This is a genomic window from Psychrobacter sp. TAE2020, assembly GCF_018919485.1.
In the GTDB taxonomy this organism is placed as follows: Bacteria; Pseudomonadota; Gammaproteobacteria; order Pseudomonadales; family Moraxellaceae; genus Psychrobacter.
The window spans coordinates 2,753,095-2,765,250 of the sequence record NZ_JAHLMU010000001.1 but is presented as its reverse complement, the minus strand read 5'-3'; the positions used below and the strand labels follow the sequence as shown (position 1 = coordinate 2,765,250).

The window sequence follows — 12,156 nt, the reverse complement described above, 5'->3', positions numbered from 1 at the left end:
TCCCTATCTATTAAGCTTTGTATTGATATCAATATTTTAATATCCAGAATAAATAATCCCTTAATAAGAAATTTTAATTTTAAAGTTAAACATTATTTAACTAATAGCATAAAGGAGCAAACACCCTGTCAATATAGGGGTTTTCTAATGTACATCAGTATTAACTACAAAATAATTACTAAAATTTATAATATCTTCGTAGTATCTCAATAATATTTACTATTGATTAAACACTCTCTAAACTCAATATATTATTTTTATGTCTTTATATGGCTTTGCTGAGGCTAAATTATTTTTATGTCTTTGTATGGCTTTGCTGAGGCTAAATTATTTTTATAGATACTAGAGCTAGCGCCAGTAGCACTACTAGCACAGTAACCATCTGCCCCAGCAGTTTGCCCTGCTACACTACTAGTAAACAATTGGCACTCAAGTATGAATAACTGTGCTGTGCTACACCCGTCAGTGCTAAATGTACTTGTAAAGCTCTATAGCCAGATTCGCTATTACTCAGTCAGCGACAGACAACAAAAAGCCCCGTATTAACGAGGCTTCAGCGGATACTATTTATGTCATTGACTTAACTGTTAAACTTTAGTTTTTATCATCATCAGAACGGGATATCATCATCAACAGGACCATCCGGCATTGCTGTAGGTTTGTTAGCCGCGCTATTATTAGTCACTGCTGGCTGAGCAAACTGATTATTTGCGCTTTGGTTATTATTAAAACCGTTTTGAGCTGAAGAGCCGCCTTGGTTATGACCGCCACCTTGGCCACCCTGATTATAGCCACCGCCTTGCTGAGAGTATTGCTCGCTGTTTTGGCCACCTTGGTTGCCATAACTTGGTTGGTTATTCTGGTTATTACTATAACCCCCTTCTTGAGCTTGACCGCCAGTCGCTCCGTCTAACATTTGCATCTGATAAGCTTTGATATCAGTAGCGTAACGATCACTGCCGTCTGGTGCTTGATACTTACGAGTCTGCAAACTGCCTTCGATATAGACTTTACTGCCTTTACGCAAGTATTGAGCAGCAATTTCGCCTAAGCGGTTATATAGCGCAATGCGGTGCCATTCAGTTGACTCCCTTTTTTCGCCACTTTGTTTGTCCGTCCACTGCTCAGAAGTAGCTACCGAAATATTGGTGACGCTACCACCGTTACTGAATTGACGTACCTCAGGATCTGCACCGAGGTTACCGATGATGATGACTTTATTAACACCGCGCATGATATCGTCCTTTTTTGATGAATAACTTTATAAATATTTCGCTGAGTCATTTTATCTAAAGCTAAAATAGCTAACTCTATTTATTGTCTAACCCAGACTTGTAGCTGTTGGTTATTGCCACTGTCAATAATCTAGTTTTATGGTATACGGTTTTTAGATAAATATCCAGTAAGCTCGATCTATATGCGACACCCTATGTCGCTTGTAGACTACGTATGGCTTTAACCGACTATAATCAGCAGATTTGTTATTAGGTTTTCAGTACTGGCTATTTATTTTTCAAAAAAATAGGCTTAAATAATTATAAAAAATAGCTATTTTTGAGCTAATAAGACCGACCTATACCTATCTATTATTATGGTTGTGGCTATTATTATTTGCGCTGTAAACTTAAGGTCACGCTACCTAACTCTACCCCAAACTTACTCATCACTGCGCGATTAAGCATCACATCTTTGCTGATTAAATACATCCAATCATCAAAGTTTACTTGGTAAGTTTTATCATCGACTGGCAAATCTAATACATACTGCCAATGTAAAGCGTTGCCAGCTACTTGTCCTGACGCTTCACCAATAACATCCCCAGCAGTACCTTTCCACTGACCATCTGCTTGCTGAGTTAAACGCCATATACGTTGTGATTTTGTACCATCGGCCCAAGCAAATTTCTCATCTAAGACAATGACGTCATCACCTTCGTGAGTGGCATCGATATCGACAGTGAAACGTTTTTTTACTTCACCATTACGGCCTTGGAACATGCCCCAGCCATCGATCTGTCCAGAGAAAAACTGATGCATATCGAGAGTTGGAGTAACGTTTTGGTAACTCTGAATGTTTTGGGTAGCACAGCCAGAAGTAAGCAGGGTTACTGCTAAACCAAGACCTATAGCAAACTTAGTTAGTGGTTTAGTCGGCGCTTTAGTAATAGTTGATAAAGCATTGAATGTCTTCATCTTAATTCCTTTTTAGATGCATAATAAAAGTGACTTTCTACTAGCCTTTTTTTGCCAGCTTTTTTGCCAGCCTTAAGGTTTGTTATTAGCAAACTGTATTTTTTGACCATTCCTATCTCAAGCCGCTTATTTCAAGCTACTTATGTCGTTATATTCTAACTTTCTTGCTGAAAAAAATAAAAATATCGAACGCAATAAAAGCTTAAATATCTAAAGGACTTTGAGCTAACTTGGATAACTGTTGTCGCGATAGATCAGTTAACTGAGTTTTATCTAGCTTTAGGTAAGCCACTTGCTCTTTTGCCATCACTACTAGCTCATCGACGCCATTAATCGCCATCATTTGTTGCGACCAGTCTTGGATATCGATATCTTTCGGTATGGTCACCGTAGTACTAGATAGATATGGTGGATCAGCAATAGGAATAATGAGTAACAGCGCTGCTGCCATTATTACCGCTAATAATCCCCAAGCCAATAAATTAGACTGATTGAGCAACAGACCACCCATCGCCCCACCGACAAAAGCACCAAAGAACTGGCTTGATGAATTTAGACCCATTGCCGTTGCTTTATTAGCCACTGGTGCGCGCTTAGATATCCACGAAGGTATAGTGGCCTCAAGCAAATTAAAGCCCATAAAATAAAGTAATAAACCCAAGATAATACCGAAACTAGCTTGACCACCCAGCGCTAGTATAGCTAAAGAGGCGGTCATTAAAGCAATAGCAGCTAAGAATACTTGGCGCATCTTACGTTTCTTTTCAGCGATAATAATAAAAGGAATCGCTACTGCAAAGCCAATAAATAGTAGTGGCAGATAAATCAAGCCTTGCTGGCGTACTGACAAGCCCATAACTGCACTGAGCTGATGGGGCAAAATCACAAATATCGCCGTCATAGTTAGATGCAAGGCAAAGATACCAATATGTAGACGGTTTAGATCACCAATTTTGAGTACAGTAGCGAGCTGCTGACCGATCGACTTGTTATCTAAATTATGCTTAAGCACTCGTAATGGTGAAGGTACTATCAATAGCAATACCATCGCCAATACCGCAAACCCAGCGGTCAGCCAAAATAGTCCTGAGATACCTAGCGAGCCTACGAGGAGCGGACCAAAGGCAAAAGCTAACATAATGGATGAGGCAATAGTCAAACCCATAGTAGCCATAGCTTTAGTACGCATCTCTTCACGAGTAACATCCGCTAATAACGCCATCAAAACCGCCGACACCGCACCACTACCTGCCAGCGCACGTCCAATAATCACTTCATAAATATCAGTAGCATTGGCGGCAATAATACCGCCTAGCGCAAACAATACTAGCCCCAGCATAATAACTGGCTTACGTGGGAATTTATCGGCAGCAAGGCTCATTGGTATCTGAAAGATAGCTTGTCCAAGTCCATAAACACCAACAGCCAGACCGATTAAAAATGGCGTAGCATGAGCATAATTATCCCCATAAACAGAAAACACTGGCACAATCATAAATAAGCCAATCATCCGTAGAGCAAAAATGCCGCCAACCCCTCCGATTGCCCGTTTTTCTACGCTGTTCATACTTGCCTCACAGGTTTATCACTACAGATTTGTCATTTGATAAGTGACACGCAAGATTATTCTGACGTGGCAATTAAGCCTCACAGTATAAAACATTCACTCGTTCGTTACCGAAACTTTTATCTTCTTGCCACCAGTCATACTTTCAAGCTCAACAATCATTTATTAGTTCTTATCGCTAGAGGATAAGCTAGTATCTGTTACTAAGCCCTGTTATTAGGGACATAATAAATTTGTTACTAAGTGCAGCTAATATGTGCTTGTACCTTGAATAATGCCACTGTCATAACAATAAAGTAAGTCGCTACAAAGCATATTGCACTACTGGGTTGTTGCTTCTAGCAGGCATCGCTTATACCTTATAACGGTTTGGACAGTCTCAAGCCTCTAATATAAAATCAGTTAAATACAACGAAACACTTAATAACTATTAGGTTCAAATTTTTATTAATTAACGATTAAAAATAGCTTTATAAAAAATAGCATTAAACAAACCAATGGCTTTAAATTCGATGCAATTATTACTCAGTCCTTTTATATGAACCTTTCTTTTGTTTGCTAAATCGCTCTTTTTTTATTAACTAAAATTTTATCTCAAATTTCTTTTAGGGTTTTGGCAGAGCAATCGACTGCAGCTACATTTTTTGATGCATTAGCTACTTTTTGCTAGATTAGTGATGGATTAGTAAAGTTAGCTTAATATTTACATATTAGTTTTGACCACTTTTTAGAAAATAGGAAACCTATAAACGATGGCACATGACCATATTGCAATACGCGGCGCACGCACACATAATCTAAAAAATATTGACTTGGATATTCCACGTGATAAGTTCGTAGTCATCACGGGCTTATCAGGATCCGGTAAATCTTCTTTAGCTTTTGATACTCTATATGCTGAGGGACAGCGCCGTTATGTCGAAAGTTTATCGGCATACGCACGTCAGTTTTTATCACAGATGGAAAAACCAGAAGTCGATAGTATTGAGGGTTTATCGCCTGCTATTGCTATCGAGCAAAAATCGACTAACCATAACCCACGCTCTACGGTCGGTACTATCACTGAGATTTACGATTATTTGCGCTTGCTTTATGCGCGTATCGGTACTCCCTACTGCCCTGAGCATGACGAACCTATGGTGGCGCAGTCGGTCACTGAAATGGTCGATCAGGTTATGTCACTACCCGATGACACTAAGATAATGATTTTGGCACCAGTGATTCGTGAGCGTAAGGGTGAGCACATTGTGCTACTTGAGCAGCTCATTGGTCAAGGTTTTGTACGAGTACGTGTTGATGGTGATGTCTATGATACTGACGAGCTACCAGCATTAGATAAAAAGAAAAAACATACTATCGAAGTGGTAGTTGACCGCTTTAAAGTGCGTGATGATTTGGGTAACCGAGTGGCGGAGAGTCTTGAGACTGCGCTGCGTCTAGGTCAAGGGCTAGTAACCCTACACTTTATGGATGGTAACCCTAAAGAAGGCGGTTCTGACAATCAAGTGATGTCTGCTAAGCACAGCTGTCCGGTCTGTGATCGCGCGGTCTCTGAACTCGAACCAAGAATGTTCAGTTTCAACAATCCTTATGGGGCGTGCCCTGCTTGCGATGGTCTTGGTAAACGTCAGTATTTCGCTGCCGAAAAACTCATTACTCACCACGAAAAAACCTTGAATCAAGGCGCAATAAACGGCTGGGATAAGCGTCATGCCTATTACTTCGGTTTACTATCTACGGTATGTAAGCATTTCAATATCGATATGGATGCGCCGTGGCAAGAGCTGCCAAAAGAGCAGCAAGACCTTATTATGCACGGTTCGGGTAAAGAAAAGCTGACTTTTAACTTTACTGATGAGCGTGGACGTAAGACTAATAAAACTATTCCTTTTGAGGGTGTATTGCCTTATCTTGAGCGCCGTTATGCCAAGACTCAAAGTAATCTGGTGCGCGACGAGCTAGCTAAATATTTAGCCGATACCACTTGTAACGTCTGTGATGGCGCTCGTCTCAACGAGATATCACGCAACGTCCGTGTCGATGATCAAACTATCGCTGAGATCGTTAAGCTGTCTATTGGTGATGCCGCTGACTATTATAAGACCCTAAAGATTGGTGGTCATAAAGGCGAAGTCGCTGAAAAAATCTTTAAAGAGATTAATGAGCGTCTAAACTTCTTAGTTAGTGTCGGCTTGGATTATTTATCTCTGGCCCGTTCAGCGGAAACCTTATCAGGCGGTGAAGCGCAACGCATTCGTCTAGCTAGTCAAATCGGTGCTGGACTCATGGGGGTGATGTATGTACTTGATGAGCCTTCAATCGGTCTGCATCAACGTGATAATGATCGCCTGCTAAAAACTCTGACTCGCCTGCGGGATTTGGGTAATACGGTACTGGTCGTTGAGCATGATGAAGATGCTATTCGTCAAGCCGACCACGTCATCGATATCGGTGTTGGCGCTGGCGTGCATGGTGGTTATGTCATCGCTCAGGGTACTGTCGATGATATTATGGCATCCGAAGAGTCGCTTACTGGACAGTATATGTCTGGTAAGAGAAGTATTAAGATTCCAAAGGTTCGTCATCAGCCTAAGATGATAGAAGTTGCCGTCGAGGGTAAAGCTAAGCCTAAAAAAGTACTGATGGCTATTGAGCTAAAAGGCGCAACGGGTAATAACTTACAGAACGTTGATTTGACTTTACCTATTGGTATTATGACTTGTATCACTGGGGTATCGGGTTCGGGTAAATCGACCTTGATTAACCGTACCTTGATGCCATTAGCCGCCACGCAATTGAACAATGCTTCGACACTAATTGCTGATAAGCATGAAAGTATCACCGGTCTTGAGCACCTGGACAAAATGGTCGATATCGATCAAAGCCCAATTGGTCGTACTCCACGCTCAAACCCAGCAACTTATACTGGCGTCTTTACCCCAGTACGAGAAATGTTCGCCCAAACTCAAGAAGCTCGTGCCCGTGGTTACAAGCCAGGTCGCTTTAGCTTTAACGTAAAAGGCGGACGCTGTGAGACTTGCCAAGGTGATGGTCTAATCAAAGTTGAGATGCATTTCTTACCAGATATGTATGTGCCTTGTGATGTCTGTGATGGCAAGCGTTATAACCGTGAGACTTTAGAGATTCACTATAAAGGCAAAACCATCGCTGACGTGCTGGATATGACCGTAGAAGATGCGGTTGAGTTCTTCTCAGCGATCCCAGCTATTCATCGTCGCCTGCAAGCGTTAATGGAAGTGGGACTTAGCTACATCCGTCTCGGTCAGTCGGCACCAACCCTATCAGGTGGTGAAGCGCAACGAGTCAAACTAGCCCGTGAGCTGGCCAAACGTGATACGGGACAGACGCTGTATATCTTGGATGAGCCTACCACTGGTTTGCATTTCCATGATATCGATAAATTGCTCAATATCTTGCATGCGCTGCGTGATAAAGGCAATACTATCGTGGTCATCGAGCATAACTTAGACGTTATCAAAACCGCAGATTGGGTGATCGATCTTGGCCCTGAAGGTGGCAAAGGTGGTGGTATGATTATCGCTGAAGGCACACCTGAAGAAGTGGCTGAGAATAAAAACTCACATACGGGTGAGTTCTTAAAGCCAATGCTTGAGTTGCAAAAAGCTAGCTAGTCGGATCATTGTTGAAATGTAATATTAAGGCTGCTCTTTCGGGGGTGGCCTTTTTTTTGAGTAGAGTTTGAGTTTATCAAGCGTAGGGTGCATTCCATGCACCGATAACTAAATAGAACCTTCACCTTTAACACTAACCAAATTAATTTTTCAATAAATAAAAACCTAGGTAATTATAATCTAGCAAATATGTAAACTTGACATTTGTTGCTGAAATATTGCTAACAAGTTATACTCCTTTTCTTACTCAGTCTATAGAAAATAAAATACAATCGAAGCTTCTCACCTTTGCACAAATTTCATTCAGGATATGATTTATGAAGATAAAATTGTCAATCTTACTTATTTCAGCTTCGTTCTTATTCGCTTGCTCACCATCAGAAGATACTGCTAGCGTTCAAGCCACCGCAGAACTTTCAGATGCTAACGATGTTATTTTAGTAGAACCAGAAGAAATAGGAGTGCAAGATTCAGCACCTAACAATGATTTGATACCAATACCTATGTCTGACTCTTTTGAAAATGGCCGATATTTCTTAACATCACAAGTAACAGAAGATGGTATCGAAAGTATTGAATATATACGTAAAGGAAATGAAAGCGATGCTTATGGAAAAATGCAAATTAAATGCTCGAATAATGAGATAAGAAAGCATTCAACAGATAATCCTGAAACTTTAAAGTCACTAGATCTAGGAGACTGGTATACGCCAACACCGGATTGGACGGATCAAGATATTGTTAATTTTGTCTGTAGCTAGTAAAAAACAGTGCTGTGCTTTGTGAAGAAACCCTAGATATTTAGCCAACTCACTGCCAAAACAAGTTAGTTATAGCTCCATATAAACACTAACCCTTCTCTAAAAAATTGGTGATTATGAAACAGTTTCTATCCAGCCTTATTGTATTATCATTATTTAGTTTGCCTATATATTCACATGCTGAAATTGCAAATAATATTCCTGATACTGAAGTTTTTTTAACGACTAAACAAGCAGCAGAACAAGGGGATGCTGCTGCTCAGGATAAGCTAGGTGGAATGTATGATGAGGGTAAAGGTGTAGCTCAATCATATTCTGAATCTTTCAAGTGGGTTCAAAAAGCAGCTCATCAGGGTAACGCTGAGGCTCAGGCAACCTTAGGAATGAAGTACGAAGAAGGTAAAGGTGTAGCCCAATCAAACTCTGAAGCTTTTAGATGGATTAAGAAATCTGCTGATCAAGGTTTTAGTATTGCCCATGTTACATTAGGAAGAATGTACGAAGCAGGGAAGGTTGTTCCTCAGTCGTACACCGGAGCTTTGAAATGGTATAAGAAAGTCGCTGAACGAGAATATGCTGAGTCCGATCCTGTTGCCAATGCCAATGCTGCTGCTACCACTGTTGCTTACCTTAACTTAGGTGGAATGTATCATAAGGGTCGGGGTGTCACTCAATCGTTCTCTGAAGCTTTCAAATGGTATAAAAAAGCTGCTGACCAAGGTAACGCTTACGCTCAATTTTCATTAGGGACGATGTACGAAGAAGGTAAAGGTATAGCTCAATCAAACTCTGAAGCGGTCAAATGGTATAAAAAATCTGCCGAGCAGGATAATACCTCAGCTCAATTTTTATTAGGAACGATGTACGAAGAAGGCAAAGGTACACCTCAATCAAACTCTGAAGCAATCAAGTGGTATAAAAAATCTGCCGAGCAAGGTAATGCCTCAGCTCAAACTTTTTTAGGGACGATGTACGAAGAAGGCAAAGGTACACCTCAATCAAACTCTGAAGCAATCAAATGGTATAAAAAATCTGCCGAGCAAGGTAACGGCTATGCTCAATTTTTATTAGGGATGATGTATGAAGAAGGTAAAGGTACAGCCCAATCAAACTCTGAAGCAGTCAAGTGGTATAAAAAATCTGCCGAGCAAGGCAATGCCTCAGCTCAATTGAATCTTGCCTTGTTATATGACGATGGTATAGGAGTACATCAAGATTATAATAAAGCAGTAGAATGGTATAAAAAAGCTGCTGAACAAGGGAATAGCTCAGCTCAATATAACCTTGGAATAATGTACTCTAACGGCTTAGGAGTTCGTCAAGATCATGTCAAGGCATTTGAGTGGTATAAAAAAGCCGCTGAACAAGGGAATATTTCAGCTCAATACAATCTTGGATCGATGTACTACGATGGCGAAGGTGTGCGTCAGGATTATGCTAAAGCCGCTGAGTGGTATACAAAAGCGGCTGATCAAGGTGATCCATCAGCCCAAAATAATCTTGGATTGATGTACCGAACAGGCCTAGGTGTACAGCAGAGCAATAGACAGGCTAAAGAATGGTTTGGTAAGGCTTGTGATAATGGCAACCAGAACGGATGTAACGGATACCGAAAACTAAATCAATAGTGTAAAAGTCAGGTCAGACCTTAGAAATATTTATGATTTTCAGCTAAAGGTCGCCTTGGAGCGATTTTTAGCCCCGATTGTGGCGGCTATCCTTGTTTGACCACTAGATTGTGGGGACTCAGCTAGAAGCGTTATCTAGGCAACAGGAACGCTACTAGCTATTAGTCACCGCTCTAGTAGGCGACCAAGATAGGAGCGAAAAGCGGTATTGGCTCCTACATTTATTCATTAAGTCTCATATCTCGACACTAACCTAAGCATCGTTATATTTAGATTTTAGAACCTCAATCCCTTTTAAAATATGCGTACGGTTTTTAGCTGATTTAAGCCATTTAGGTAAACGGCTAGCTAGTGAGCTATTCGTCCAAGTTTCATTATTTGGGTTACATTGCCGATGTTTAACTGACACAAAATTCTCTAAATATTCTAAGTGACGCTTATTGAACACCCACAGACTCTCCCCAACGCAATCCGTTTGCAACCATAAATTTACCCCAAAATAACTGTCCGTTGGATTTTCTGCGTCCCAATAAAATGTTTTTTCTTCGGCTGTTTTCGCTAGATTATAGCCGCAAATTGGACAAGTTAACCTCGCCTCGTCGTTATGTAAAGTAACAACAGCTTTTGATTGACACTTTGCACAGATAACTAGCGTAGGATCATCATTGGTAGGAATGCTAATAGAGATCCTATTTTCATAGCTTTCTTGAAATCGTTTTTCAGTCATAATCTGCTCCTATGTTGGTTTAGAGTTAATTAGCGACACTATTTCGTTGGGTCTCGTACCTCGACACCAACCTACCTTGCATTAATCATGATTTGACGTTGAACCCGTAAGTTGGGCGGAGCTTGCGACCCCCAACACCATAACGTAAGATAAACTCTGAATCATCACTTGCAGAATACCATGCAGTACCGAAGACACTACATTCAAGGATCAAGCTATTTCTTCACTATTAACCTTGCTGATAGGTCTAGCGACTTACTAATTAAGCAAATTGAAACGCTTCGATATGCTTTTAAAACCGTAAAGCAAAAACATCCTTTTCATATCGATGCTATCGTAATCTTGCCAGATCATTTGCATATGCTTTGTACTATGCCACACGATGATGCTAACTTCTCGATACGTATTAAATTAATCAAATATTAATTCTCTTATCATATTACTAAAACAGAATATATCTCCAATAGCCGACGCAAAAAAGAAGAGCGCGGTATTTGGCAACGACGATTTTGGCCGCATTGCATCCGTGATAAAGGAGATTATCGCGCCCATATTAATTGTATTCCGCTATTATTAAAAACAGTACCCCTGTAAAACATGGTTATGTCGAGCATGTAAAAGACTGGCCTTATTCCTCATTCCATAGATTTGTCGCGAAAGGTTCGCTTACTATAGATTGGGGCGGTTAAAGGTTTTTACTGTTGAATATATTCGTTGGGGGTCGCAAGCTCCACCCAACCTACGTCAATTGATATATTAACTTAGATTCTTGGTTGTATTGGTAAGGATAAATAAGTAGCGGTAAATCTGTTTCGTTATAACTTTTGCCTCGTGAAAAAGCTGTATGTTGCAATAATGAAATCCTTATATTATGTTAATAATATAAGGACTTCTAAATCATCGTAGATACAATAAGGAATTAACATTAAAAGCTAATAAAAAAGGCATTAACTATTACGCTAATGCCTTTTCAAACATATAAAACTTAATAAGATAACAAACAAGTATTTTCTTATTACTTACTACATTTGCCTTTAATACCTAATTTTAGATCGCTAATAGCTTTTTTCCCTTCTTCTTCTGAGACTAACTTTAGACCCGCACCCCCAACCAACAAGCCAGGTTTAATATATTGTTTAATAAAATAATTTTGTCCGGCTTGAGTCTGAACCATTAAGTCATTAGGAGAAAATTCCGATTCAGTTGAAACCTTATGTTCGACATTACCTAAAACTTCTTCATAGAAAAAAGTTCCTTTTGCTGTTTCGCCAATACACTTATCATCTACCCAAATATCTTTCTTTAATGCTCCGCCTACTACGCTGGCACTTCGATAGATATATAAACCTGCATTATTAGTCGCTGGTGGCTTAAACTGTTTTATTGTACTAGTAATATGAGCTTGTTCTGTAGGTACAGAAGCACAACCAGCGAACAATCCTGACATAACTGTCAAAAAAAAGAGTTTTTTTAGCATATATTATTCTTCCATGATTAGTTTTATTTCTACAATTTACTGAATATGAGAGTTGGTTATAGGTAGCCTCTAGTGTCTTCAAAACTGAATTTAAAAGGCAGAGTGAAATATAGTTGAATACCTCATAAAAAACAAACCTTTATATTTAAAA

The 12,156-nt window shown here is 39.9% G+C and carries 9 protein-coding genes; 4 read left to right on the top strand and 5 right to left on the bottom strand.

Going from position 1 to position 12,156, the window contains the following annotated elements; all coding sequences use genetic code 11:
• Positions 1-610 precede the first annotated feature (610 nt).
• The 3 genes from ssb to KPY62_RS11395 all read right to left on the bottom strand — a co-directional run bounded on the left by ssb (position 611) and on the right by KPY62_RS11395 (position 3,759).
• A complete protein-coding gene (gene ssb / locus KPY62_RS11405) occupies positions 611-1,234 on the bottom strand; it encodes a single-stranded DNA-binding protein (protein ID WP_216582200.1) in 624 nt (207 codons plus the stop codon).
• A gap of 373 nt (positions 1,235-1,607) precedes the next feature.
• Positions 1,608-2,192, bottom strand: coding sequence for a DUF3833 domain-containing protein (locus KPY62_RS11400; protein WP_216582198.1), 585 nt, complete (start codon positions 2,190-2,192; stop codon positions 1,608-1,610).
• Between the two features lie 202 nt (positions 2,193-2,394).
• Complete coding sequence (locus tag KPY62_RS11395) at positions 2,395-3,759, bottom strand: MFS transporter (protein ID WP_216582196.1); 1,365 nt, start codon at positions 3,757-3,759, stop codon at positions 2,395-2,397.
• Positions 3,760-4,511: 752 nt separating this feature from the next.
• Between KPY62_RS11395 and uvrA the strand changes: the two genes are divergently transcribed.
• From uvrA to KPY62_RS11380, 3 genes are all read left to right on the top strand, one after another.
• Positions 4,512-7,412 (top strand): excinuclease ABC subunit UvrA, encoded by a 2,901-nt coding sequence (uvrA, locus tag KPY62_RS11390; protein WP_216582188.1) that lies wholly within the window; start codon positions 4,512-4,514, stop codon positions 7,410-7,412.
• Between the two features lie 317 nt (positions 7,413-7,729).
• Positions 7,730-8,173, top strand: a complete 444-nt coding sequence (locus KPY62_RS11385; RefSeq protein WP_216582181.1) for a hypothetical protein — start codon at positions 7,730-7,732, stop codon at positions 8,171-8,173.
• A 116-nt stretch (positions 8,174-8,289) separates the two neighbouring features.
• Positions 8,290-9,801 carry a tetratricopeptide repeat protein gene (locus tag KPY62_RS11380; RefSeq protein WP_216582179.1) on the top strand — a complete coding sequence of 504 codons (1,512 nt, stop codon included), beginning with the start codon at positions 8,290-8,292 and terminating at the stop codon, positions 9,799-9,801.
• 253 nt (positions 9,802-10,054) lie between these two features.
• Here the strand turns inward: KPY62_RS11380 and KPY62_RS11375 are convergent, their stop codons facing one another.
• Positions 10,055-10,528: a hypothetical protein gene (locus KPY62_RS11375; protein ID WP_216582173.1), complete on the bottom strand. Its 474-nt coding sequence runs from the start codon at positions 10,526-10,528 to the stop codon at positions 10,055-10,057.
• 180 nt (positions 10,529-10,708) lie between these two features.
• Between KPY62_RS11375 and KPY62_RS14040 the strand changes: the two genes are divergently transcribed.
• Positions 10,709-10,954: an REP-associated tyrosine transposase gene (locus KPY62_RS14040; protein ID WP_416384039.1), complete on the top strand. Its 246-nt coding sequence runs from the start codon at positions 10,709-10,711 to the stop codon at positions 10,952-10,954.
• 589 nt (positions 10,955-11,543) lie between these two features.
• Here the strand turns inward: KPY62_RS14040 and KPY62_RS11370 are convergent.
• Positions 11,544-12,005 (bottom strand): DUF2846 domain-containing protein, encoded by a 462-nt coding sequence (locus KPY62_RS11370; RefSeq protein ID WP_216582168.1) that lies wholly within the window; start codon positions 12,003-12,005, stop codon positions 11,544-11,546.
• Positions 12,006-12,156: the final 151 nt, after the last annotated feature.